This window comes from Curtobacterium luteum (genome assembly GCF_014646995.1).
Classification (GTDB): domain Bacteria; phylum Actinomycetota; class Actinomycetes; order Actinomycetales; family Microbacteriaceae; genus Curtobacterium; species Curtobacterium luteum.
Genome location: NZ_BMOI01000009.1, coordinates 1 through 24475, shown reverse-complemented (window position 1 = coordinate 24475; position 24475 = coordinate 1). Strand labels below are relative to the sequence as shown.

The following is a 24475-nucleotide window of genomic DNA, read 5'->3' as shown; positions in this document are numbered from 1 at the left end:
CCGGCCCGTTCACCCGTCGCCGAGGTGGTCTCGCTGCCACCGGAGGGGCGGCGACCCCACGATCGCCCGGAACACCTGGTGGTACGCGCTCGACGAGCCGAAGCCGGCACGGGTGGCGATCTCCCCGGAGCCGAGGTCGGTCGTCAGCAGGAGCCGCTGCGCCTCGGCGACGCGGTGCTGGGCGAGGAACGCCGTCACGGTCGTGCCGAACACCGACCGGAAGACCGCCGCGGCGCGGTTGGGGTGCAGGTGGACCGCCGCAGCCACGTCGGCGACCCGGACGTCCGCGCCGGCGTGGTCGGCGATGTAGGCGGCCATCGTGGCCGCACGTCGGAGCGCGATCGAGCTGTTCGGCTCGGCGGCGCGGCGGGGAGCCCAGTCACCGCGCGACATCCTGACCAGGAGCGCCTGCACCTCGAGCTCTGCTGCCCGACGACGCGCGGCGTCCCCGGAGTGGAGGTCGGACGCCCAGCGGTCGAACGCCGCTCCGAGGTCCGGAGCGTCCTCGGGCACGCCCCCGATGAGCACCCCGCCGTCGAGCAGGCGGCCACGGACGTCCGCGGGCAGACCCCACGAGGCGAACTGCGCGAACGGGATCGTGACGAACGCCAGCGGGTGCCGATCGTCCAGGTCGACCAGCTGGTGGGGCTTCGCACCCCAGAAGGCGAACGGCGTCCCAGGCGGCAGCGTCGACACCCGACCGCCGGAGTCGTAGGTCAACGGCGACCGGCAGTAGTTGACCTCGACGTCGTTGTGCGCATGCGGAACGGCCATCGTCGTCGACCTTCCGCGCCACGCCGAGAAGCCGAAGGTGTTGCCGTGCAGGCGAGGTTCGGGCGGTGACGCGGACACGGGTGGATTCCTGGATTCCTCGGCGTGGATCGCGGAAGACTTCCGCGATCCACCACCTTAGCGTCGCACCTGACCACTCCCGCCGATGACCAGGGCGGGACCACCCTCTCGAGGAGGTACCCGATGACCATCACGAACGCCCCGGCGTCCGACCGGAACCCGACCGCGCCACTGCCCGACCGGAACCGACCGCTCCGGCACGAGGCCCACCACCTCACCCCGGAGGAGGTGGCGCACTTCGACGAACACGGGTACGTGATCCTGCGGGGCCGGATCCGCGGGCCGCTCCTCGAGAAGCTGCAGGCGGCGAGCAACCGGTGGATCGCCGACGGCCACGCGCTCGATGACGAGCAGGCCGGGAACGGCGACTACGACTTCGCCACCCGCCCCTCCGGTCGGGTGCTCTTCCGCATCAACTACCTGCACGACAAGCACGAGCCCGCGTCGCTCGAGCTGCTGGGCAGCCCGGAGGTGCTCGGGATCGCCGAGAGCCTCGCCGGACCCGACTTCGTCCCGACCTACGAGTCACTCGTCTTCAAGAACACCGGTGACGGCGCCCCGATCGACTGGCACCAGGATGCCGTGCACCCGAGGACCGACCGCATCTTCAACGTGGACGTCTACCTCGACGCGAGCCGCAAGGGCGCCGGGTCGCTCCGCGTCGCCCCGGGCTCGCAGAAACAGGTGGTGGACGTGTGCGCACTGCAGGACGAGTACGGCTGGGACGCCCCGGGCGTGGTGCAGACGGAGCTCGAGCCGGGCGACGTCCTCGTCCACGACGTCATGCTGGTGCACGGTTCCGAAGCGACCCTCGCGAACGCCCTCCGCCGGACGGTGTACTACGAGTTCCGCTCCGCCCAGCAGATCCTGGCCGAAGGGCCCTGGGACGCAGCCTTCGTCGACCAGCGACTCCGGTTGGTGGCACTCGGACTCGACGAGTGGCGGCGGCAGCACCCCGGGAGCGACGGGTTCGCCTGGAACGTCAGCAGCGAGTTCGCCCCACGGATGAGCGACGACCGGGACGCGGAACTGCGAGTCGCCCACGGCGTGCACTCGCCCGGTTCGTACTGCAGCGCCGGCAGCGTCGCGACCAAGCCGACCGGGCGTCCCGTCTGACGAGCCGAGCGGTTCAGTGACGCGCTCCGGTCCGGATCCGACGCGACCCGGACCGGAGCGCCGGCGCGTCCGGCCCGACCGGCCCTTCCCTCCCCGGGCCCTCCTCGTCCTCGACGGCGGACGTCCGGCGGCGGTAGGCCGACGGGGTCGTCCCGACGGCCGTCCGGAAGCGCTCGTGGAACTGGCTGGTCGAGCCGAACCCCGCGGCGAGCGCAACGTCCGCGACCGGGAGTCGGGTCGACACCAACAGCCGCTGCGCCTCGGCCACCCGGCACCGCGCGAGGTAGCCACCGATGCTCGTGCCCGTCACCCGCTTGAACAGGGCCATCGCGTGGCCCGGGTGCAGGTGCACGCTCGCGGCGACGTCCGCGACCCCCACCGGCTCTGCGAAGTGCGCGGCAACGAACGCGGCCAATGGCCGCGACGTGCTCGGTCGTGCCCGGGCTCGCCGGCGCCGTCCCCCGGCCGAGGTCGTCGGCCAGGGACACCCGCCGGACGAGCGCCTCCACCTCCGTGCGGGCGGTGTGGTCGACGAACGCGGGAGGACGCCCCAGCTCGCGTGACCACCGAGCGAACCGGTCGGCAGCGGCCCCCGGCGCCTCGAGACCGACCACCGTCTCCGGGATCACGACGTGGCCGCCGAGGAGCGCCGAGACGAACGCGTCGGGCAGCCCCCACGCCAGGAACACCGGCAGCGGCACCGTCAACCAGGAGACCCGCGTCCCGGGCTCGACGTCGATGAGCTGGTGGGGGCGCGCCGCCCAGAAGACCGCGATCCGGTCGGCGGGGATCCGGGTCCGGACGCCGTTGAGCAGGTAGGTGACGTCGGCGGCACCGAGGTGCAGTTCGACGTCGTCGTGCCGGTGCGCCGCGGTCATCGGCCCGGGCTCGTCGACCGCGGCTGCGAAGCCGAAGGAGTGCTCCGTGGTGGTCACCACACGAGTATCCCGGAGTTTCCGCCGACGGAGTGGGACGACATCCGGCGGGATCGTTCCTAGCGTGGAGGTCATGCCCATCGCACAGCCCTGCTTCGTCTCCCGCCGCGACTACCGCTGGCACTGGAGTCCGGACACCGACCACTTCACGCTCCACGACCGCCGCGGGCTGCTCGTCCTCGAGGCCCCGCTGCAGCCCGCCGTCCTCCTCGACCGGGGACCGACGACTCCCGGGTCGGTCCGCCGCACCGACCTCACGACGATCGGCGACGGCGACGACGGGCAGGCCGAGCTCCTCACCGTGGAGTACGAGGGCGTCAACGGCGCCGACCGGCTGACGGTCCGGGTCCGGCTCGCGGACGACGGGATCTGGTTCGACGCACCGGGGTACGGGTCCGACCGGGAGGCCGAGGTCGTGTCGGTGCTGGCGTTCGCCGAGTGGTCCGAGGAGGGTCCGCTGCCCGGCGTGCAGAGCGACTCGATCGTGCACCCGGGGGCGAGCGAGTCGTCCGCCCTCGGTCCGGTCATCCCGGCGCAGCTCCGCCTCGACCTCACCACGTGGCTCGGGCGGGGGTCGAACGACTGCGACGACATCGTGGCCGCGCAGTGGGGGCTCCCGGTGCACTACGTCGCGGGGTTCAGCATCGAGGGGTCGATGTGTGAGCGGGGCGCGCTGACCCGCGGGTTGTCGGCGTCGTGGTGCCTCGGGCTCACCGCCGTGCCCGCGGGTGACCTCCTGCTCCGGCACCGGCGTGGCCGCACGAGCCCGTGGCTGCGGACCCACTCGGACCTGTGGCACCAGTGCACGACCGGCGGCGAGTCGCTCGAGGTCGGAGCGTCCTGGGTGCTGACGGTGGCCGACACCTACGACGACGCCGTCCGCGCGTACTACCGCGCGCTCCGCGATCGCGGGACGGTCCGGCCCCGGGAGCGGTCCGCCCGCCAGCTGGAGACGCTCGGCAAGGCCCAGTTCAACACGTGGGGCGCCCAGTGCGCCGCAGGGACCGCCCTCGACCGGTTCGACCAGGGCGCCCTCGAGTCGATCTACGACGACGTGCGTGCGAGCGGCATGCGTCCGGGGGTCTTCGTGATCGACGACAAGTGGGAGGGCGAGTACGGGCTGCTCGAGCACGACGAGGAGCGGTTCCCGCACTTCGAGCGGTTCCTCGACCGTGTGCGGGCCGACGGGGTCGAGGTGGGACTGTGGGCGGCGTTCCTCCGGTGCGACGACCCGGCCTCGCACGGGCTGTCGCCGGAGCACATGCTCTGCGACGCCGACGGCGTGCCGGTGCGGCGGGGCAACCACGACCACTCGTACTTCCTGTTCGACGTGTCCCAGGAACCGGTTCGTGCACGACTGGCGGCACGGGCCCGGGCGTTCGTGGAGCGGTACCGGCCGAGCGTCGTGAAGTTCGACTTCGGCTACGAGCTCCCGGCGCTCGTCAACGCGGCACCCGCGAACCGTGCCTGGGGCGGCGAGCTCCTGCTCGTCCGTGCCCTCGAGCTCGTCATCGGCGCCATGCGCGAGGTCGACCCCGACATCGTGGTCATGTACTACAACCTGTCGCCGCTCCTGACCGACCACGTCGACCTGCACTCGACCGACGACATGTACCTCAACGCGGACGAGTACCACGCCGAGGCGAACCGGCGACTGTTCTTCAGCTCGATCCTCGGCGAACTCGGCGTGCCGAGCTACGGCAGCGGTGGCTACGACTGGCTCGAGATGGGCGACATCTGGCTCGACACGGCCGTGTTCGGCCCCATCGGCTCCCTGGGCGCCTTCCACGGCGACCCCCGGGACTCCGCACCCTCCAGCCTCGACATCGCCCGCTACAACGGACTCGCGACCCTCACCCGCCCGACGACGACCTTCACCGTGCGCCCGCTGACGCCGGCGTACCTCGGCGGCTCGACCGGCGCCCGCTCGGCCTCGTGGGCACGGTACGAGGGTGACGCGATGACCGGGCTCGTCGCACGACCGGGCCGCCTCGACGGCAGCGGCGTCTCGCGCCACCAGGACGTCCTCCGCACGGCCGCTCGGGTCGCCGTCCTCAGCCGGACGGACGACCCGCTCGGGACCACCGCGGCGCTCGGCCTCGTGACGCTCGACCCGGACCCGGTGGAGATCCTGCGCCCGGACGCCCGTCGGCTCGTCGCCGTCGCGCACGCCGCCGACGGCAGCTGCGCCAGCCTCCCCGTCGAGCGGACCTCGGAGGGCTTCCGGTTCACCCCGGTCGCGATCAACGACGGCGGATCACCGATCGAGTGGACCGAGGTGCTCGTCGACTGACGGAGGCGGGGCGGGACGCGAGAACGGCGGCTGGGATCCAGCCGCCGTTCTTCGGTGTTCGGTTCGTTCGGTGTTCGATTCGTGTAGCGAGGGCGGGACTTGAACCCGCGACACCACGATTATGAGCCGTGTGCTCTAACCAACTGAGCTACCCCGCCAGAGATCCGGAGCCGAAACGTGCTCCGGGTCGGAGCCCCGAGTCAGGATTGAACTGACGACCCCTTCCTTACCATGGAAGTGCTCTACCACTGAGCTATCGGGGCGATGTGCCGCGAACGGCACCACACGAGAGTAGCAGACTCGCGACGGTCATCCGGAACCGGGTGGGACGCCCGGGCGTGCCGTCGCGGGGCCCGCTAGTTCGCGTTCTGCTCGAGCCACGCGAGCGGGTCCACGGGGACCCCGCCGACGTGGATCTCGAGGTGCAGGTGCGGCCCGGTCGAGTTGCCGGTGCTGCCGACCTCGCCGAGTTCGTCGCCGACGTGCACCTGCTGGCCGGTGACGACCTTGAAGGTGCCGTCCTTCATGTGGCCGTAGACGCTGACGAACTGCTTGCCGTCGACGTCGTGCGTCACCCAGACGTCGTTGCCGAAGCCGCCGTCGTTCGCCTGGACCTTCGTCACGACGCCGTCCGCGACGACCCGGATCGGTGTGCCCTCGCCCGGGGCGAAGTCGACGCCCATGTGGTTCGTCGAGCAGAACGAGCAGCCGGCGACCTGGCGTCCGCCGAACCCGGAGGTGATCGGCACACCGGTCAGGAACGGCCACTGGATGGTGCCCGCTGCGTCGTTCGTGAACGCCGACGAGTCGGTGTTGGCGTACTGCGTGGCGTCGGAGACCGTGTACTGGTCGCGCGAGGTCGAACCGTCCGCGGCTTCACCGACGCTGAGCGACTGGGCGCTGCCGGACGCCGCCGCGCGGGCCGCGGTGGAGCCGGCCTCGGGCGTGTAGAGCGCCTGTGCGGGCAGCGACGTGGAGACGACCAGGCCGGCGACGAACAGGAGGGCGCCGACCGCGGTGACGCGGGACGCGGTCCGACGGAACGCGGTCCCCGTGGGCGCCGGTGTCGTCCGCACCGGTGTGGCGGGTGCGCTCGCGGTGCGCTGCACGCGGGTCACCGGGCGTGCCGGCGCGGTGGCCGGCCGACGACCGTGCACCGGCGTGGGCCGGCGGGCGGCACGGACCCGGCCCTCGGGCCGGTCGGTGTGCGGGCGTCGGGCTGCGCTCGACCCGGCGGCCGAGGGGCGCGTCGCGGGTGCCGCAGCAGCGGATGGACCGACGACCGGGGACGACGGTGCGGGCGGCGTGACCGGCCCGGCCTCGGACGCGGGCATCCCGGCCCCCGCCGCCGGCATCGCGGGCGAGGCGGGCGCCACGTCGAGCGGCGACGCGGGAGCGGTGGCCGTCACCGGGGCGCCGACGATCGCGGCGAACTCGTCGATCGTCCCGACGGGCGCCTGGGTGCGTGCAGCGGCTCGCTCGGCCTCGATGCGCGCTCGTCGGGTCAGGTGGACGACCGGGGTCGGTGCGTCGACGGTGACGTCGGTCGGTGCGGGCGGCGTGGAGGCGTGGGGCATGCGTTCGGTGCGGGTCCTGATCGGGGTGCGTGCGGCGCCCGTTGGTAACGAGCGGGTAACGGAACTCCTGAACGGTAGCAAAGGACACCTCCGCCCGCCAGTCGCGGGCCCGCTTCGGAGGTGCCCCCGGTCCGGGGGTGTCGACGTCGTCAGGACGCTCCCACCCCGAGCCCGGCGGCCTCCGCCCGGTGCAGGAGGGCCTCCAACTCGTCTGCGATGCCGGGGCTGGCGAACAGGAACGACCGCGTGTCGCCGGCCTGCCAGGACCGCACCTCGGCACCGGCCGCAGCGGCGACGATCGAGCCGGCCGCCATGTCCCACGGGTTGATCCCCCGCTCGTAGTAGGCGTCGACCGTGCCGTCGCCGACCGCACAGCAGTCGAGGGCCGCCGATCCCCCGCGCCGGACGTCACGGACGCTCCCGATGAGCTCCGCCAGCACGGCGACCTGCCCGCGGCGACGCTCCGCGGTGTACGCGAACCCCGTGGCGAGCAGCGTCTCGGCGAGGGACGCCGGTGCGCTGGCCGAGATCGGTGTGCCGTCACGGAGCGCGGTCCCGCCGGCGACCGCCCGGAACACCGTCCCCGTGGCCGGCGCGATCACGACCCCGGCGACCGGCTCCCACGTCGCGGGATCAGGGGCGCCGCGGACCACGCCGATGCTCACCGCGTAGTCCGGACGGCCGTAGAGGTAGTTCACCGTGCCGTCGATCGGGTCGACCACCCACGTGAAGCCGCTCGTCCCGTCCGTGCCACCGGCTTCCTCGCCGAGCACCGCGTCCTCGGGCCGCGCCTCGGCGATCCGGCGCCGGACGAGGTCCTCGACCTCGCGGTCCGCTGCGGTCACGACGTCGACGATGCTCGACTTCCGGTCGGCGACATCGACGCCCTCGGCACGACGGCGGGCTGCCAGGGCGGCGGCCTCACGGGCGATGGACTCGGCGAGGTCGGCGAACGCGGACGGTGTGGGATCGGAGGTCATGCCCCCATCCTGCCCGCGAACGACGAAGCCCCCTCCGAGGAGGGGGCGTTCATCGTGTGGCAAGTGAGGGATTCGAACCCCCGAAGGCTACGCCGGCTGATTTACAGTCAGATCCCTTTGGCCGCTTGGGTAACTTGCCATCGCGCACCCGACCCGTGTGATCACCAACCGGAGGCGCGCAGAACAGCATAGCCGATGCGCGGGGGTGGTCTCGACCACCCCGTCGACGTCGGCCGTCCTGCGGTCCTGAACCGTGCCTCCAGGCCGCCGATAGGCTGTCCCGCATGGCAGACAGTTCCTTCGACGTGGTGAGCAAGGTCGACAAGATGGAGGCGGAGAACGCCGTCAACCAGGCGGCCAAGGAGATCGAGCAGCGCTACGACTTCAAGGGCGCCGGCGCGTCGATCGCGTTCAGCGGTGAGGACGTCCTCATCAAGGCGAACTCCGAGGAGCGTGCGCGTGCCGTGCTCGACGTCCTCCAGTCGAAGGCGATCAAGCGCAGCATCAGCCTCAAGAGCCTCGACGCCGGCGACCCGTTCCCCTCGGGCAAGGAGTTCCGCATCGAGGTGAAGTTCAAGAACGGCATCGAGCAGGACGTCGCGAAGAAGATCGGCGCGTTCCTCCGTGCCCAGGCCCCCAAGAGAGTGAAGAGCCAGATCCAGGGCGACGAGCTCCGGGTGTCCTCGAAGAGCCGCGACGACCTCCAGAACACGATCCAGCTGCTGAAGGGCGAAGAGTTCGACGTGCCGCTGCAGTTCGTGAACTTCCGCTGACGCCCGCGTCCGACTGAGCCGACGACGACACCGTGGAGCACTGGCTCTCCGTCACGATCACGGTCCTGCTGGTCCTCCTGGACCTCGCGATCCGTGTCTTCTCGATCATCTACGTCCCGATCGACCGCAAGCCGCAGACCGCGACGGCCTGGCTGCTCGCGATCTTCCTGATCCCGTACATCGGGTTCATCGTCTTCCTCGTCATCGGCTCCACGAAGCTCCCCCGGGACCGCCGCGAGAAGCAGGCGGAGATCAACCAGTACATCCTCGACCAGACCGAGGGCATGGACCGCGTCCGCAAGGACCACCCGTGGCCGCCGTGGCTCGAGAGCATCGTCGCGCTGAACCGCGGGCTCGGGTCGATGCCGCTCGTCGGGGGCAACTCCGCCGAGCTCTACCCCGACTACGACGAGTCGTACGCCGAGATGACGCGCGCGATCGACCAGGCGCGGCGCTTCATCCACGTCGAGTTCTACATCGCGACCCTCGACGACACGACCCGGCCGTTCTTCGAGGCGCTGGCGCGTGCGCAGTCCCGCGGCGTGACCGTGCGGTTCCTGCTCGACCACTGGGCGAGCCGCGGGTACCCGGACTACAAGGACACCCTCGCGTTCCTCGACCGCGCCGGGATCGAGTGGCACCTCATGCTGCCGCTCAAGCCGCTGCAGGGGAAGTTCCAGCGGCCGGACCTCCGGAACCACCGCAAGATCATGGTCATCGACGGGTCGGTGGCGTTCACCGGGTCGCAGAACCTCATCGACAAGTCCTACGACCTCGAGTCGCACAAGAAGCGACACATGGCGTACAAGGACCTGTTCGCGCGGTTCGAGGGGCCGGTCGTCGCCGGGCTCAACGCGCTGTTCGTGACCGACTGGTACAGCGAGACCGACGAGCTGCTCCTCCGCGAGAGCGATCCCGTCCAGCGGGCCGACCGTGGCGACGCGCTCGACTGCCAGGTGGTGCCGTCCGGACCGGGCTTCGACGGCGAGAACAACCTGCGACTCTTCAACGCGCTCCTCTACTCGGCGCAGCAGAAGGTGTCGATCACCTCGCCGTACTTCGTCCCCGACGACTCGATGCTCTACGCCATCACGACGACGGCGCAGCGCGGGGTCGAGGTCGAGCTCTTCGTCGGCGAGATGGGCGACCACGCGATGACGTGGCACGCCCAGCGCTCCTACTACGAGGGGCTACTCCGCGCCGGGGTCAGGATCTGGCTCTACCGTGCCCCCACGATCCTCCACGCGAAGCACTTCACGATCGACGACGAGGTGGCGGTGATCGGGTCGAGCAACATGGACATGCGCTCGTTCAGCCTCAACCTCGAGGTGTCGGTCATGGTGCGGGGCAGTCGCTTCGTCGACGCCCTCCGCGAGGTCCAGGACGCCTACAAGGAGCACAGCTTCGAGCTGACGCTCGAGTCGTGGGTGGACCGGCCGCGGCGGTCCAAGGTGCTCGACAACGTCGCGCGGCTCACGGCAGCGCTGCAGTAGCGGGCGGCCGGGAGGCGCGGGCCGCGTCCGACGCATCGGCCTGCCTCCGCGAGCGGTCGCGCCGCCCGGGTCCCTCGCACGGTGCGAGGCGCCGGGCGCGGCGTGTGCCTGCGTGCGGTCGCGCCGCCCGGTTCCTCGCACGGTTCGAGGGACCGGGCGCGGCGTGCGAGGTTTCGCACACGGTGCGAGCGCGCGAGCCCCGCACGGTGCGGGAAACCTCGCACTGTGCGTACGGGCGACGCTCGCCTCGCACGGTGCGAGGGGCCCGACCGCGGCGTGCGCCCGCGTGCGCTCGCGCTCGCCTCGCACCTTGCGAGGGGCCCGGGCGCAGCGTGCGAGGTTTCGCACACGGTGCGAGGGCGCGAGCCCCGCACGATGTGGGAAACCTCGCACCGTGCGTACGGGCGGCGCCGCCCTCGCACGGTGCGAGGGGCGAGGCGCCGCCCGGAGTGCGCGCGCGGGCCTCAGCGGGTGAGCGGGACGAGGTCGGTCAGGCGGGCGAGCAGCCGCTCGAGCGGCCCTCGCCCGAAGAACGTCCGCCAGGTCATGGCGAAGAGCACCGAGCCGATCGCGAACCACCCCCAGGCAGCCGCGCTCTGCGGGTACTCCGGCAGCAGCGCGATCACGACCAGGTGGAACGCGTACACCGACAGCGGCATCGCACCGACGGCCACGAGCGGGAACGCCACCCGCCGCACCGTCCGGCCGCGACCGTCGACGAGCAGGCAGCAGAGCGCCGTCACCGCGACCGCGACCCCGGCCGTCCCCACGACGTCGACCACGGACGACGAGTGGTCGCGCGGCGAGAGGAACTCCTGCGCGAGGGCCTGCGTTGGCGTGCTGCCGTCGGGCGAGTAGGGCACCCCCGGGAAGGACAGCCACGCGGCGTCGGCGGGCACCGGCGCGAGGGCGTTCCCGACGACGTACGCGGCGACGGCGACCAGAGCGCCGGACGCGAGCAGCGCTGCCTGGGTGATCCGCGCCTCTCCCCACCGGCTCGGCCCGGACGCCGCTGGCGCGTCGCCCGGGAACCGGCAGCGGGGGCCCAGGCCGCCCGCCCGCGCGACCGCGAGCCCGACCAGCACGTACGCCAGGAAGGTGACCACGGGGTACACCAGGCCGAGCTGCACCTCCCACATGCCCGCGTCCGCGTACAGGGGCACGACCGCGAGCGCGACGACCGGTGACGCCACGGCGCAGGCTCCCGCGAGGACGAGCAGCCAGCGGGCGCGGACGCGGAGCACCGGGACGGCGAGGAGGAACAGCGCGCCGTAGGTCGGCAGGATCACGTACACGGGCGTGTCGAGCGCCATCAGCAGGAGTCCGACACCGACGACGGCGAGCGCACGGATCGCGAGCCGGGCACGGACGCGGCCGATCAGGGGCGGCCCGGGCGGCTCCGTCCGTCCACTCGTGAGCCCGATCGACACCCCGGCGAGGACCGCGAAGAGCGAGGACGATCGTCCGTGTGCCACGGCGGCCCAGGTCGACGGGTCCGACCAGTCCACGGCCTCCGGGACGTCTGCGACGTGGGTCGCGATCATGCCGAGCAGCGCGAGGGCACGGGCGACGTCGACGCCCTGCAGCCGGGGACCGGACGCGGGCGCGCCCCGCACCGCGTCGGGCGGTACGGGGCGTGCGGCGGTGGTCACGGCGGGAGCTGCCCTCAGCTCGTCGACGCCGTCGTCCGACCGAGCGACACGTCGATCATCTCGTCGCGCGGGACGACCTTGATCCGCTCACGCCCGGCGGCCTCGCCGAGGGCGAGTTCGTGTGCGTCGAGGTTGTGCCAGCCGTCGAGGTCCGTGAACGCGACGCCACGCTCGCGGAGCAGGTTCGGCACGGCCTCCTCCGACGGGTCCTCCGGCGTCCACCACGAGGCCTGGTCGTTGACGATGTGCTGGACGGTCTCCATCGCGTCGGACTTGGTGTGTCCGATGAGGCCGACGGGGCCACGCTTGATCCACCCCGTCGCGTACACGCCGGGGAGCCGGTGACCGTCCTCGCTGAGGACCTGGCCCTCGCGGTTCGGGATGACGCCCTGCCGCTCGTCGAACGGCACACCCGGCAGGGGTGACCCGAAGTAGCCGACGGCGCGGTACGCGGCCTGGACGGCGACCTCGCGGACCTCGCCGGTGCCCTCGACACCGCCCTGTCCGTCCGGCCGTGTGCGCTCGTACCGGATCGCCGCGACGTGCCCGCGCTCGTCGGCGACGAGCTCGAGGGGCTTCGCGTAGAAGTGCAGGTGCAGGCGTCGGCTCGCCTGCCCGACCTCACGCTCGCGCCACTGGTTCAGGACACGGTTCATGACCATGACCTGCTTGTTGGTCTGGATGGCGGTGAGCGATGCCTCATCGTGGTCGAAGTCCTCGTCGTACACGATCATGTCGACGTCGCGGAGCTCCCCCAGCTCGCGGAGCTCGAGCGGCGTGAACTTCACCTGTGCGGGTCCGCGGCGACCGAACACGTGGACGTCGGTCACCGGGCTCGTCTTGAGGCCCTGGTACACGTTGTCCGGGATCTCGGTCGGCAGGAGGTCGTCGGCGTGCTTCGCGAGGATGCGCGACACGTCGAGGGCGACGTTCCCGTTGCCGATGACCGCGACGCTCTCGGCGTCGAGCGGCCAGGTGCGCGGCACGTCCGGGTGCCCGTCGAACCAGCTCACGAAGTCGGCGGCGCCGTACGAGCCCTCGAGGTCGACCCCGGGGATGTCGAGGTCGGCGTCCTTGATCGCACCGGTCGAGAAGACCACCGCGTTGTAGTGCTGCTTGAGGTCGTCGAGCGTGATGTCCTCGCCGAAGCGGACGTTGCCGAACAACCGGACGACCCCGCGGTCGAGCACGTCACGCAGCGCGTTGATGATGCCCTTGATGCGGGGGTGGTCGGGGGCGACGCCGTACCGGACCAGGCCGTACGGGGCGGGGAGCTGTTCGAACAGGTCGATCGACACGTCGTAGCCGTGCGCCTCGCGCAGCAGGATGTCCGCGGCGTAGATGCCGGCGGGGCCGGCGCCGACGATGGCGAGTCGGAGGGTGGGCACTGATCGTCTCCAGTTCGTTCGGGTGGGGTGCTCCCGGGGCCGCTGGTGGGTGGCTCGTGGTGCGGTGGCGCGGGTCAGCGGCTCCGGTCGACGACGGACTCCGCGAACCGGGTGAGCGCCTTCTTCACGGTGCCGTCGGGCAGCGGGGTGAGGGCGTCGACCGCTTCCTCGGCCCACCGTACGGCGATCGCGCGCGTCGCCGTGGTCGCCTCGTGGCCGCGCAGTGCCGCCACGGCGGACTGGTACGGCGCCGAGTCGACCGCGTCGTCCGGGGCGCCCTTCACGTCGTGCTCGATGCGGTGCAGGAGCGCATCGGCGTCGGGATCGGAGGCGGCGAGTGCCCGGAGGTGCAGGAGCGGCAGCGTGTCGACGCCGGCGCGGAGGTCGTTGCCGGCGATCTTGCCCGTGCGGTCCCCCGCCGGTGCCAGGTCGATCACGTCGTCGACGAGCTGGAAGGCGACGCCCACCTTCTCGCCGAAGACCGCGACGGGTTCGAGGTAGGCGCGGTCGGCGCCGGAGAACAGGATGCCGGCGCGGGCCGCGGTCGCGATGAGCGAACCGGTCTTGTCGCTGAGGACCTGGATGTAGTGCGCGACGGCGTCCTCGCCCTCGCGGGGACCGGTGGTCTCGTGGAGTTGTCCGAGGCAGAGCCGCTGGAAGGTCTCCGCCTGCATGCGGATGCCCTCGACGCCGAGGTCCGCCGTGATGAGGCTCGCCCGGGCGAACAGCAGGTCCCCGGTGAGGATCGCGACGTTGTTGCCGTAGGTGACGTGCGCCGCCGGGACACCGCGACGGACCGGTGCCTCGTCCATGACGTCGTCGTGGTAGAGCGACGCGAGGTGCGTGGTCTCGATGCTCACCGCGGCCTTCACGACCTCGTCGGTGACACCCCGGCCGAGCTGCGCGATCAGGAGCGTCAGCGTGGGCCGGATGCGCTTGCCGCCGGCCGCGAGCAGGTACCGGCTCGTGGTGTCCGCGAGGGTGTCCGCGGAGTGCATCGCCTCCTCGAGCGCGTGCTCGACCACCTCGAGCCCGTCGTCGACCGCGGTGATGAACCGCCGGTCGGCGGGGGACGCGAACAGCCGTTCGCCGATGCCCAGCGAGGCGCGGAGACTCGGTGCGCGACGTGCGACCGGGACGCTCGGGTTCAAGTGCTGCTCCGTACTCGGGGAGGCCCGTACTCGGGGAGGGATGGGTCAGCCGTCGTGGTCGGCGGCGTCGGTGCCCGGCTGGACACGCGGCTGCTCGCCGGTGGCCTGGTGCTCGCGTCGGGCCTTCGCACGTCGTGCCACCGACTCGCGGACCGTGCCCGCGACGGGCTTGCGGCCGCGGTGCAGTGCGACGATACCGGCCGTCAGGTTCCGGTAGGCGACCATCGTGAAGCCGACGCCGCGGAGCCACTGGCTGAGGACCTGCTGCTCGGGCCACGCGTCGATCGACTCGGCGAGGTAGCGGTAGGCCGCGGGGTTGCTCGACGACAGCTTCGCGACGCCGGGCAGCACCCGCTTGAGGTAGGTGCCGTAGCCGAAGCGCAGGAGCGCGATCGGCGGCGTGGAGAACTCACAGATGACGACGCGACCGCCGGGCTTGAGCACCCGGAGCATCTCGACGAGCGCCTGCTGCGGGTCGTTGACGTTGCGCAGGCCGAAGGAGATGGAGACGGCGTCGAAGGTGTCGTCGTCGAACGGCAGGTGCTCGGCATCGCCCTCGACGAAGGTGATCTCCGGGTGGCGCTCCCGACCGACCGCGATCATGCCCGCGGAGAGGTCGAGCGCCGTCACCTCGGCACCCTTCTTGGCGAAGGCGGCCGAGCTCGTGCCCGTCCCGGCGGCGATGTCGAGCACCTTCTCGCCCGGCTGCGGGTCGACCGCACGGACCGTCGCGACACGCCACAGCGGGGCGTTGCCCGCGGAGAGGATGTCGTTCGTGAGGTCGTACTTCGCCGCGACGTCGTCGAACATGGCCGCCACCTCGTCCGGGCGCTTGTTCAGGTCCGCTCTGCTCACCCGAGCCATCCTAGAGGTCCGTGCCCGAGCGTTCCCGTGAGCGCGCGGCGCGTACGATCGGGGCGTGCCACGAACCACGACGGCGGCCCCGCCGCTGACGGTGTCGACCCGGATCCTCGACGACCCGGGCGCCGTCCTCCGCCACACCCTGCACGACGCCCCGCTGGCCTTCGTCCGCGGTGGGGACGGCATCGTCGGGATCGGTGAGGCGCTGCGGTTCGAGTTCACGGGCACCTCCCGGATGCGGGACGCCTCCGCCGTCTGGCGCGACGTGGTCGCCGCCGCCGAGGTCGACGACCCGGTGCAGCTCCGCGGCTCCGGGCTCGTCGCGTTCGGGTCCTTCGCGTTCGCCGACGACTCCGCGGACACGAGCGTGCTCGTCGTCCCCCGCGTCGTGGTCGGCCGTCGGCGCGGCAAGGCCTGGCTGACCGCGATCGACACCACGCCCGACCCCGCGCCGCTCGCGTTCAGCCGCACGTCGGTGCCGGTCCCCCGGGTCGGCCCGCACGTGTCGGTGGTGTTCTCCCCCGGACGCATCGACGAGGACACGTACGCGCGGAACGTCGTGGAGGCCGTGCGACGCATCGCGGCCGGCGAGGCGCAGAAGGTCGTGCTCGCCCGCGACCTCGTGGGGACCCTGCCGGACGGTGCCGACCAGCGGGCCGTCCTGCTCGACCTCGCGGACGCCTACCCGCAGTGCGTCACCTTCGCCGTGGACGGGCTGATCGGCGCGACCCCGGAGACCCTGGCGCGGACGGACGGCACGCGGCTCTCGGCACGGGTGCTCGCCGGCAGTGCGGCACGCGGGACCGACCCGGTCTCGGACCGTGCCGCCGCCGAGGCCCTGGCGTCGAGCCGGAAGGACGTCGAGGAGCACGCGTTCGCGATCGAGAGCCTGCTGGCCGCGCTCCGACACCTCGCGTCGGACGTGCGCGCCGACCCCGAACCCTTCCGCCTGCAGCTGCCGAACGTGTGGCACCTGGCGACCGACGTCCAGGCGACCCTCCCCGTCGGTACGACGTCGCTCGACGTCGCCGACGTCCTGCACCCCACGGCCGCCGTCGCCGGCACCCCGACCGACGTCGCCGTCCGGCTCGTGTCCGAGCTCGAGGGCGTCGACCGCGGGCGCTACGCAGGACCGGTCGGGTGGCTCGGCGCGAACGGGGACGGCGAGTGGATGCTCGCCCTCCGGAGCGCGCGGATCACCCCGGACGGCACCGTCCGGGCGTGGGCGGGCGCGGGCATCGTGGCGGGGTCGGAGCCGACGAGGGAGGTCGCCGAGACCGCGCTCAAGTTCCGGCCGATCCGGGACGCGCTCGCCTGACGCGCGCGTCGCGGCGCGACCACGCGACCGCGCACCGACCGGGGCACGGGCGCCCACGCGACCGCGTACCGGCCTGGAGGCACGTGCGGACCGGTACCGCGCCTCCAGGCCGACACCCGGTTCCGCGCACACCCGGCCGTGCAGGCCGGTCGGCCGTGCCGGCCGCGCTCACTCCGCCAGCGGCACCTCGATGACGACCCGCTCCGCCGGGTCCGTCAGCACCCGCTCCAGATCGCCCCACGTCGCGGCCCGGCGGTACTCCCACCCGAGTCCCGTCACGACCCGCTCGACGTCCACGTGCTGCGGCGTGCTCATCATCCGGGTCATGTCCGCCTCCGGCGTCGTCGCCGCGACCTCGAGACCGCGGAAGATCGCGCCGCCGCCGTCGTTGCCGACCACCACCTGCACCCGGTGAGTCCGCTCCCGCGTCCCCGTGACGAAGGCCCCGAGGTCGTGCAGGAACGTGAGGTCCCCCACGAGCACGCGGGTGGTCCCGACCGACGCCGAGGAGCGCTCGAGCGCGGCAGCGATCCCGAGGGCGGTCGACACGGTGCCGTCGATGCCGGCGAGCCCGCGGTTGGCGTGCACGCGGAGCTTCTTGCCCGGCACCCGGGCGTCCGCGACGCGGATGAGCTGCGACGCGCCGAGCACGAGCCGGTCGTGCGGCCACGTCACGCCCCAGACGGCCTCGGTCAGCATGGCCCGGTCGACGGGACGCCGACGGAGCGCGACCTCGTCGCGGAGGAACCGGTTCCGTTCGGCGCGGTCCGGGGACCGCTTCGCGTCGAGGTCCGGAGCGGCGTCGCCCTCGCCGAGCAGCGCCCGGCTCGCGACCACCCAGCGGCCCACCCACGCGCGGTGGGCAGGCGTGGTCCGGCCGGTGACCCGCACGTCCGACACGACGGTGGTCACGGCGTCCGGCCGGGAGGCGCGGGCCGGGTCGTACACGTCGGCCCCCGGTGCGCGCACCACGACGGTCTCGACGTCGTCACGCTGCAGGAGCGCCGGCACCTCGCGGCTCAGCGTCGGGTGCCCGAGCACGACGGCTCGCCGCACCACTCCTCCGAACGCCGGGTCGCGGAGGAGTTCACGGTAGGCGACCACGAGGTTGCGGCCGAAGTGGGCACCGCTCGACACCTCCGCGATCAGCGGGGCACCGAGCTCCCAGGCGATCCGCTCGGCGTCGGGTCCGGCGTCGTGGCCGGCGATCACGACCGTGGCCGGCTCTTCGTCGGGAGCGAGCTCCGCCAGCGGGAGGCCGGTGTGCTGGCGTCGCGTGGCGTACGCGGTGTCGACGTCAGCGTCGGGCACGGGGGCGACGGCCCCCTCGGGGAGCCCGGCGGACAGCGGTTCGCGGAAGGCGAGGTTGAGCTGGACGGGGCCCGGCTGCCCCTCGTGCCCGGACGCCGCGGCCACGGTCTGTCGGGCGAGCTCCCGGGTGGTCCGGTGCAGCTCGTCGTCGGTGGTCGCTGCGGTCGGCGCCTGCACGTCGCGGACGAACGACACCGCCGGGCCGAACAGGCCGGGCTGGACGGTGGTCTGGTTGCTGCCGATGCCGCGGAGCTCTTCCGGGCGGTCGGCGCTCAGCACGATCATCGGGACGCCGGAGTGGTGCGCCTCGAGCACCGCCGGGTGCAGGTTCGCGACCGCGGTCCCGCTCGTGGTGACCACGGCTGCGGGCCGTCCGGTCTCGACCGCGAGGCCGAGCGCGAAGAAGCCCGCGGTGCGCTCGTCGAGCCGGACGTGCACGGTGGGGCCGCCAGCGCGCTCGAGTGCGACCGCGGCGAGGGCGAGCGCCTGGGAGCGGGAGCCCGGGCTCACGACGACGTCGGTGACACCGGCCCGCGCGAGGTCCTGCAGGAGCGCGACGGCGAAGTCGGTCGCCGGGCTGCGGTCAGCCGTTCGGGCGTCCGTCGTCGTCGCGGTCGTGGAACTGGTCTTCGAGGTCTCGGAGGGTTGCGTCGTCCTGGTCCTTGTCCGTGCGGGAGCGTCCCGGGGGCGTCGTCCGGCCGCCGAGGAAGTCCGGGTCGTCTTCGGGTCCACGGTACCGGGCGGCGGGCGCCGGACCCGCGGGAGCGCGGCCGAGCAGCAGCCAGAGCACCCCGCCGACGACGGGCAGGACGATCACGAGGAGGATCCAGACCCCGCGGCTGAGGGAACGCACGCGCTGGCGCGGCATCGTGGCGCAGTCGATGGCCGCCCACACCGTGAACGCCACGGCGGCGACGACGACGATCAGCCACAGTCGGACCATGCACGGAGTCTAGGCAGCGCTCCTGTGCAGCACCTGCCATGCCGGGCTTCGTACACTTGTCGGGTGAAAGCCTGGCTCCTGTACACCCTGGCCCGTCTCGGGATCTTCGCGGCCGCCCTCCTGCTGCTCCGCGTCCTGACGCCGATGCCCTGGTACTGGGCCACGATCGTCGCCGCGCTGGTCGGGCTGCTGGTGTCGTACATCGCCCTCGCGAAGCTCCGCCACCGTGTGGCGCTGAGCCTCGCCGAGCGTCGCCCGGGGCCCGCGCACGACGCCGACAGCGACTTCGAGGACGACTTCGTCGACGCCGCCGACGGCGAGGCGCCGAGCGCACAGCCCGTCTCCGACGCCGACCGGCACGCCGCCCGGCGCGACGAGGTCTGACGCGGCGAGGTCTGACGCGCCGAGGTCCGGCGGCCGAGGTCCGGCGGCCGGAGCGGCGGCTCGCGCGGATCCGCACAACCGAAGACACCCCGAACCACGCGTCGTGCTGGTTCGGGGTGTCTTCCGTTGTGCGAACGCGGTGCGGACCGCGGCCGCCGCGGCGCGGGGTCGCGGCGCGGCGCGGGGCCGCGCCGCGGCGCCTACGGCTGCACGGCGAGCGTGATGCCGAGCACCACCCCGTAGCCCAGCGACGCGAACGACGACAGCTGCAGCGCCGTGATGAGTTCGCGCGGCTTCCGCGACGACACCCCGATCACCAGCGCCGGCAGCGCGAGCAGCAGCGAGAAGTACGTGAACCCCGTGCGGAAGTAGAGCAGCACGAACCACAGCAGCACGACGTACGGGAGCATCAGGAACAACCCGTACAGCGTCCGTGCGACGGTCCGGCCGAGCACCACGGCGAGCGTCCGCTTGCCGGCGAGGCGGTCCTCGTCGATGTCCCGGATGTTGTTCACCATGAGCACCGCGCACGCGAAGAACCCGGCGGCGACGGCCGCGGCCCACCCGCTGGCGGTGACCTGCTGGATCTGGGTGTACTGCGTCCCGAGCACGGCGACGAGCCCGAAGAAGACGAAGACGAAGACCTCGCCGAGCGCGTTGTAGCCGTAGGGCCGCGTGCCGCCGGTGTAGAACCACGCCGCGACGATGGCGGCGGCCCCGACGATGAGGATCCACCACAGCCCGGTGAGCACCACGATCCCGATGCCCGCGAGGGCCGCGAGCCCGAAGAACGTCAGCGCCACCGTGAGCACGGTCCGCGGCCTGGCGATGCCGGCCCCCGTGAGACGTGCCGGGCCGACGCGGAACTCGTCGGTGCCACGCACCCCGTCGGAGTAGTCGTTGCTGTAGTTCACGCCGATCTGCAGGAACAGCGCGACCGCCAGGGCGAGCAGCGCGATCGCCAGGTGCCCGTCCTTCCCGAGGTAGTCACCGAAGTCGCCGGGGTTCCCGCTGTCGACGAAGGCGACGGCGGTGCCGAGGACCACCGGCACGACGCCGAGCGTCAGGGTCCGCAGTCGCGCCCCACCGATCCAGTCGCGCGCGGTCGCCTTGCGCTTGGTCCGCTGCGGGCCAGCGGCCTTCGCCGGGTTGCCACTCCGGCCCTTGGACCGGCTCTGCTGCTTCGTTCGTGCCACGGCCGATCATCGTACCGGCGTTCGCCATGCGACCGGCGCGGAGGCCGTCACGGAGACGGGCGACGGCCGGGAGGCCCGGATCGCCCGCCCCGCTCGGCCCACCTCCGTCAGGCGGTCGGGTCGACGATCGCGCGGACCGCCCGGCGGTCCGGCTTCCCGCTCGGGAGCATCGGGAGTCGGTCGAGCACGACGACCTCGGCGGGGCGGGCCGCGCGGCCCAGGGCGTCGCCGACGGCCGTGCGGACCGCGTCGAGGTCGAGCGGCCGGTCGGTGACGACGACGGGCACCTCGCCCCACTCCCCCGACGCCCGCCGGGTGACGACCGCGCCCTCATGACCGGGCACGCCCCGGACGATGCGTTCGACGGCTCCGAGCGCGACCTTCTCGCCGCCGGAGATGACGACGTCGTCGAGCCGTCCCACGACCCGTACCCGGCCGTCCACGACCTCGCCGGCGTCGCCCGTGCGGTACCAACGCTGCCCGTCGCGCTCCGTGAAGGTGCGGGCCGTGCGGTCGTCGTCGCCGAGGTACCCCTCGGCGAGCATCGGCCCGGCGAGGAGCAGCTCCCCGTCGTCCACGGCCGCGTGCACCGGGCCGAGCGGCACGCCGTCGTAGACGCACCCACCGCTGGTCTCGCTCGCGCCGTACGTCGTGACGATCGGGACGCCGGCCTCCCGTGCGCGGTCCCGGAGCGTCACCGGGGTGGCCTGACCTCCGACGAGGACGGCGTCGAACGCGGCGAGGGCCGCCGTCGCACGCTCGTCGTCGAGGACCCGGGCGAGCTGCACCGGCACGAGCGACGTGTAGCGCCGCGGGGCCGACCGGTCGGTCACCAGCTGCGCCGCGGCGTCCGCGAACCCGGCCGGGTCGAAGTGGCCGGCCGGCACGACGACCGGGGTCGACCCGGCGGCGATCGATCGCGTCAGGACGTTGAGGCCGGCGATGTAGTGCGTCGGCAGCGCGAGCACCCACGCGCCCGGGCCGCCGAGCGCCGCGTCGGCGGCGGCCGCTCCGGCGAGGAGCGCCTCCGACGACAGCGCGACCCGCTTCCCGGTCCCGGTGGAGCCGCTCGTCTCGACCACCAGGGCGACCCGCTGCGCGACGTCCGCGGGAGGCCGTGTCGGCAGCGCTGGGGTCCTCTCGGCGACGGGGAGCAGCGCGGGGCCGCCGGCGAGTGCTGCCTCCAGGCCGCGCAGCACGGCGAACGGGTCGGACGCGCCCACCGCGACCAGCGGACGGGGCATCAGGCGCGCCTCAGTAGTGCCACGGGAAGGAGGTCCACTCCGGCTTGCGCTTCTCGAGGAAGGAGTCCCGCCCCTCGACGGCCTCGTCGGTGCCGTAGGCGAGGCGCGTTGCCTCGCCGGCGAAGACCTGCTGGCCGACCATGCCGTCGTCGACCGCGTTGAACGCGTACTTGAGCATGCGGATCGCCGTCGGGGACTTGCCGAGGATGATCTCGCCCCAGCGGATCGCCTCGCGCTCGAGGTCCTCGTGCGGCACGACGGCGTTCACCGCGCCCATCTCGTACGCGCGCTGGGCGGAGTACTCCTGCGCGAGGAAGAAGACCTCACGCGCGAACTTCTGCCCGATCTGCTTGGCGTAGTAGGCGCTGCCGTAGCCCCCGTCGAACGATCCGACGTCGGCGTCGGTCTGCTTGAACTTCCCGTGCTCGGCGCTCGCGATGGTGAGGTCGCAGATCGCGTGCAGCGAGTGTCCGCCGCCGGCCGCCCACCCCGGGACGACCGCGATGACGACCTTCGGCATCATCCGGATGAGCCGCTGCACCTCGAGGATGTGCAGTCGGCCCATCGACGCCTGCGCCGCGGCCGGGTCGACACCCTCGGGCGGGGCCCCTTCGTCGCCGACGTACTGGTAGCCGCTGCGCCCACGGATCCGCTGGTCGCCGCCGGAGCAGAAGGCCCAGCCGCCGTCCTTCGGGCTCGGGCCGTTGCCGGTGAGCAGGACGACCCCGACGCGGGGGTCCTGGCGGGCGTCGTCGAGGGCGCGGTACAGCTCGTCGACCGTCCGCGGGCGGAAGGCGTTGCGGACCTCCGGCCGGTCGAAGGCCACCCGGACGATCCCCTGCGAGACGTGCTTGTGGTACGTGATGTCGGTGAACTGCTCCGCGATCGGAGCCGCGGTCCAGACGTCGGGGTCGAACAGGTCGGAGACGGGAGCAGCCATGCTCCCAACGTACCGCCGCCGTCCGACCGTCCCGTCGCGGGCGGCACCCGGTGCGGAGCGGCGGCCGGGGTGGATCCGGTCAGGTCGCGCTGCCGGGTGGATCCGGGCAGGGCACGCTGCCGGGTGACTCCGGGCAGGGCACGCTGCCGGGTGACTCCGGTCAGGTCGCGCTGCCGCCCATGTCGGTGAGGAGCTCGGGGGCCACGACCACGATGAGCACGATGAGGATCACCGGGTTGGCGAGGAACGCCACGACGACGCCGATCGCGCCGTACCACCGGCCGAGCGAGCCGACCGCCGCGATGAAGCCGAGGACCGCGGCGACCAGGGTCAGGAACACGGTGACGAAGCAGATGCCGAACGCGAAGGTGGTGTCCCCGCCGACGAACACCGCGAAGGCGCTCGCGTCGATCGCCGCGCAGACCACCGCGAGACCGAGGGCGATCTTGCCGACGAGCGGGTTGCGGCGACGGTGCGTGCGACCCGGGGCGTTCCGGACGTCGACCGTGTTCCGCTGGACGAGGCGTGCGAACTCGTCGCTCGGGGCCGTCGGACGCTGGCCCGACGGGGCCTTCGCACGCTGGCCCGACGGGGTCGGCGTCGCCGGTCGCTGCTGCGGCTGGGGACGGGCGGCCGCCGCGGTCCGGGGTTGTGCTGCGCGCTGCCGCGTGGTGCGTTGCTGCACCGCGGCGCGCTGCTGCGGAGTCGCACCGCGTGGTGCTGCTCCTCGCTGCGGGTCCGGGGACACCGAGCCTCCCTCTTCCGGTCCGTTCGGCGGGACCGGGCCCCTCCGACATGCCTGTCGACCGAAGCCGACCGGTGCATGCTAATGCCCTGCGCTGGCGGTCCCCTCCGAACAACCGTGGGGCACCCTGGACGCGCCTGGGAGGATGGTCACCGTGCGCCCCGACCTCGCTGAACTCCTCGCCGACGCCCACGTCGTGTCCCTGCCGATGCGCGTCCGGTTCCGCGGGATCACGGCCCGCGAGGCCCTCGTCCTCCGTGGTCCCGAGGGCTGGACCGAGTTCTCCCCCTTCGTGGAGTACGACGATGCCGAGGCCAGCGCGTGGCTCGACGCCGCGATCGACTTCGGGTGGACCGCACACGAACCCGCGCTCGACGCCGTGCCGGTCAACGCGACCGTGCCCGCGGTCGACCCGGAGCAGGTCGCCGAGCTGCTCGCACGCTACCTGGGCTGCACGACCGCGAAGGTGAAGGTCGCCGAGCCCGGCACGACCGTCGACGACGACGTCGCCCGCGTCGCCGAGGTCCGACGGGTGATGGGTCCCGACGCCGATGTCCGGGTGGACGCGAACGGCCTGTGGTCCGTCGACGAGGCGACGACGGCACTCGAGCGGCTCGCCGTGTTCGACCTGCAGTACGCAGAACAGCCGGTGGCCTCGGTCGAGGAGCTCGCGTCCCTGCGGTCGCGGATCGACGGCCTCGGGGTGCGCATCGCGGCCGACGAGAGCGTCCGGAAGGCCGCCGACCCGCTCGCGGTCGCCCGTGCCGGAGCGGCCGACGTGCTCGTGGTCAAGGCGCAGCCCCTCGGTGGGGTCTCGGCGGCTGCCCGGATCGTGGCCGAGGCCGGTCTCCCGTGCGTGGTCTCCAGCGCGCTCGACACCTCCGTCGGCCTGGGGATGGGTGCGTTCCTCGCTGCGCGGTCGATGGCGCCGGGATTCGCGGCGGGGCTCGGGACGGCGGCGATGTTCCGCGGCGACGTGACGGCGGAACCGCTGCTGCCGGTCGGGGGCCGGATCGCGGTCCGTCGGGTCGAGGTCGACCGGGCTCTGCTCGAGCGGCACGCTGCGTCGCCGGAGCGGACGTCGTGGTGGCTCGACCGGGTGCGCCGCGTGCACGAGTTGCTCCCGGCCTGACGGGCGCGCGGGCTCGGGGCCGCGCGGGCTCAGGGCCTCGGCCCCGGCCCCGGCGGTCACGACACCACGCGCAGGTCCGGCGAGCGGTCACGAACCGTCGGTCGGCGGGCGCGAGAGCGACAGTTCGTGACCGCCGGACGGTCCACCGCCGGGGGCGCCGCGACCACCCAAGGCCGGGCAGTGCAAGCCTG

22 protein-coding genes and 3 tRNA genes are annotated in these 24475 nt (G+C 72.9%); 8 read left to right on the top strand and 17 right to left on the bottom strand.

Annotated elements, in window-relative coordinates; translation table 11 throughout:
- Window positions 1–9 precede the first annotated feature (9 nt).
- On the bottom strand, window positions 10–774 hold the full coding sequence (locus IEY20_RS10980) for a helix-turn-helix domain-containing protein (RefSeq protein ID WP_049976599.1): 765 nt from the start codon (window positions 772–774) through the stop codon (window positions 10–12).
- Between the two features lie 201 nt (window positions 775–975).
- Here IEY20_RS10980 and IEY20_RS10975 point away from each other — a divergent pair, with 201 nt between their 5' ends.
- Window positions 976–1968: a phytanoyl-CoA dioxygenase family protein gene (locus IEY20_RS10975; RefSeq protein WP_175329452.1), complete on the top strand. Its 993-nt coding sequence runs from the start codon at window positions 976–978 to the stop codon at window positions 1966–1968.
- Between the two features lie 13 nt (window positions 1969–1981).
- Here IEY20_RS10975 and IEY20_RS10970 read toward each other — a convergent pair whose 3' ends face one another.
- On the bottom strand, window positions 1982–2347 hold the full coding sequence (locus IEY20_RS10970; protein ID WP_175329453.1) for a helix-turn-helix transcriptional regulator: 366 nt from the start codon (window positions 2345–2347) through the stop codon (window positions 1982–1984).
- A 253-nt stretch (window positions 2348–2600) separates the two neighbouring features.
- Here IEY20_RS10970 and IEY20_RS10965 point away from each other — a divergent pair, with 253 nt between their 5' ends.
- On the top strand, window positions 2601–2966 hold the full coding sequence (locus IEY20_RS10965) for a hypothetical protein (protein WP_175329454.1): 366 nt from the start codon (window positions 2601–2603) through the stop codon (window positions 2964–2966).
- A 10-nt stretch (window positions 2967–2976) separates the two neighbouring features.
- Entirely contained in the window at window positions 2977–5196 is a 2220-nt protein-coding gene (locus IEY20_RS10960) for a hypothetical protein (RefSeq protein ID WP_175329455.1), read from the top strand.
- A gap of 84 nt (window positions 5197–5280) precedes the next feature.
- On the opposite strand, the gene IEY20_RS10955 is transcribed toward IEY20_RS10960, so the two are convergent.
- The 5 genes from IEY20_RS10955 to IEY20_RS10935 form a co-directional block, all read right to left on the bottom strand.
- Window positions 5281–5354, bottom strand: a tRNA-Met gene (locus IEY20_RS10955).
- 33 nt (window positions 5355–5387) lie between these two features.
- Window positions 5388–5459: transfer RNA gene (locus IEY20_RS10950), tRNA-Thr, on the bottom strand.
- Window positions 5460–5552: 93 nt separating this feature from the next.
- Window positions 5553–6773, bottom strand: coding sequence for a M23 family metallopeptidase (locus IEY20_RS10945; protein ID WP_175329456.1), 1221 nt, complete (start codon window positions 6771–6773; stop codon window positions 5553–5555).
- Window positions 6774–6922: 149 nt separating this feature from the next.
- Window positions 6923–7753, bottom strand: a complete 831-nt coding sequence (locus tag IEY20_RS10940; protein WP_175329457.1) for an inositol monophosphatase family protein — start codon at window positions 7751–7753, stop codon at window positions 6923–6925.
- A gap of 57 nt (window positions 7754–7810) precedes the next feature.
- Window positions 7811–7892, bottom strand: a tRNA-Tyr gene (locus tag IEY20_RS10935).
- A 145-nt stretch (window positions 7893–8037) separates the two neighbouring features.
- Here IEY20_RS10935 and IEY20_RS10930 point away from each other — a divergent pair.
- Window positions 8038–8526: a YajQ family cyclic di-GMP-binding protein gene (locus tag IEY20_RS10930; RefSeq protein WP_175329458.1), complete on the top strand. Its 489-nt coding sequence runs from the start codon at window positions 8038–8040 to the stop codon at window positions 8524–8526.
- Window positions 8527–8558: 32 nt separating this feature from the next.
- Window positions 8559–10019 (top strand): cardiolipin synthase, encoded by a 1461-nt coding sequence (gene cls, locus IEY20_RS10925; protein ID WP_022904411.1) that lies wholly within the window; start codon window positions 8559–8561, stop codon window positions 10017–10019.
- A 464-nt stretch (window positions 10020–10483) separates the two neighbouring features.
- Here the strand turns inward: cls and IEY20_RS10920 are convergent, their stop codons facing one another.
- The 4 genes from IEY20_RS10920 to IEY20_RS10905 all read right to left on the bottom strand — a co-directional run bounded on the left by IEY20_RS10920 (window position 10484) and on the right by IEY20_RS10905 (window position 15065).
- Complete coding sequence (locus IEY20_RS10920) at window positions 10484–11671, bottom strand: heparan-alpha-glucosaminide N-acetyltransferase domain-containing protein (protein WP_022904410.1); 1188 nt, start codon at window positions 11669–11671, stop codon at window positions 10484–10486.
- Window positions 11672–11685: 14 nt separating this feature from the next.
- A complete protein-coding gene (locus tag IEY20_RS10915) occupies window positions 11686–13059 on the bottom strand; it encodes an FAD-dependent oxidoreductase (protein ID WP_175329459.1) in 1374 nt (457 codons plus the stop codon).
- 74 nt (window positions 13060–13133) lie between these two features.
- Complete coding sequence (locus tag IEY20_RS10910) at window positions 13134–14210, bottom strand: polyprenyl synthetase family protein (RefSeq protein ID WP_175329460.1); 1077 nt, start codon at window positions 14208–14210, stop codon at window positions 13134–13136.
- Between the two features lie 45 nt (window positions 14211–14255).
- Entirely contained in the window at window positions 14256–15065 is an 810-nt protein-coding gene (locus tag IEY20_RS10905) for a demethylmenaquinone methyltransferase (RefSeq protein ID WP_022904407.1), read from the bottom strand.
- Window positions 15066–15129: 64 nt separating this feature from the next.
- On the opposite strand from IEY20_RS10905, the gene IEY20_RS10900 reads away from it, so the two are divergent.
- A complete protein-coding gene (locus tag IEY20_RS10900) occupies window positions 15130–16389 on the top strand; it encodes an isochorismate synthase (RefSeq protein WP_188889128.1) in 1260 nt (419 codons plus the stop codon).
- A 168-nt stretch (window positions 16390–16557) separates the two neighbouring features.
- On the opposite strand, the gene menD is transcribed toward IEY20_RS10900, so the two are convergent.
- Window positions 16558–18249 carry a 2-succinyl-5-enolpyruvyl-6-hydroxy-3-cyclohexene-1-carboxylic-acid synthase gene (menD, locus tag IEY20_RS10895; RefSeq protein WP_217504538.1) on the bottom strand — a complete coding sequence of 564 codons (1692 nt, stop codon included), beginning with the start codon at window positions 18247–18249 and terminating at the stop codon, window positions 16558–16560.
- 34 nt (window positions 18250–18283) lie between these two features.
- Window positions 18284–18643 (bottom strand): PLD nuclease N-terminal domain-containing protein, encoded by a 360-nt coding sequence (locus tag IEY20_RS17110; protein WP_022904404.1) that lies wholly within the window; start codon window positions 18641–18643, stop codon window positions 18284–18286.
- Between the two features lie 63 nt (window positions 18644–18706).
- Between IEY20_RS17110 and IEY20_RS10890 the strand changes: the two genes are divergently transcribed.
- Complete coding sequence (locus IEY20_RS10890) at window positions 18707–19027, top strand: DUF4229 domain-containing protein (RefSeq protein WP_022904403.1); 321 nt, start codon at window positions 18707–18709, stop codon at window positions 19025–19027.
- 200 nt (window positions 19028–19227) lie between these two features.
- Here the strand turns inward: IEY20_RS10890 and IEY20_RS10885 are convergent, their stop codons facing one another.
- The 4 genes from IEY20_RS10885 to IEY20_RS10870 all read right to left on the bottom strand — a co-directional run bounded on the left by IEY20_RS10885 (window position 19228) and on the right by IEY20_RS10870 (window position 23092).
- Window positions 19228–20223: a 1,4-dihydroxy-2-naphthoate polyprenyltransferase gene (locus tag IEY20_RS10885; RefSeq protein ID WP_175329463.1), complete on the bottom strand. Its 996-nt coding sequence runs from the start codon at window positions 20221–20223 to the stop codon at window positions 19228–19230.
- 107 nt (window positions 20224–20330) lie between these two features.
- On the bottom strand, window positions 20331–21467 hold the full coding sequence (locus tag IEY20_RS10880) for an AMP-binding protein (protein ID WP_175329464.1): 1137 nt from the start codon (window positions 21465–21467) through the stop codon (window positions 20331–20333).
- Window positions 21468–21477: 10 nt separating this feature from the next.
- Window positions 21478–22407, bottom strand: coding sequence for a 1,4-dihydroxy-2-naphthoyl-CoA synthase (locus tag IEY20_RS10875; protein ID WP_022904400.1), 930 nt, complete (start codon window positions 22405–22407; stop codon window positions 21478–21480).
- Between the two features lie 160 nt (window positions 22408–22567).
- A complete protein-coding gene (locus IEY20_RS10870; RefSeq protein ID WP_175329465.1) occupies window positions 22568–23092 on the bottom strand; it encodes a hypothetical protein in 525 nt (174 codons plus the stop codon).
- 205 nt (window positions 23093–23297) lie between these two features.
- Here IEY20_RS10870 and IEY20_RS10865 point away from each other — a divergent pair, with 205 nt between their 5' ends.
- The gene (locus IEY20_RS10865; RefSeq protein ID WP_175329466.1) at window positions 23298–24284 is read left to right on the top strand and encodes an o-succinylbenzoate synthase; all 987 of its coding nucleotides are present in this window, start codon (window positions 23298–23300) and stop codon (window positions 24282–24284) included.
- Window positions 24285–24475 lie beyond the last annotated feature (191 nt).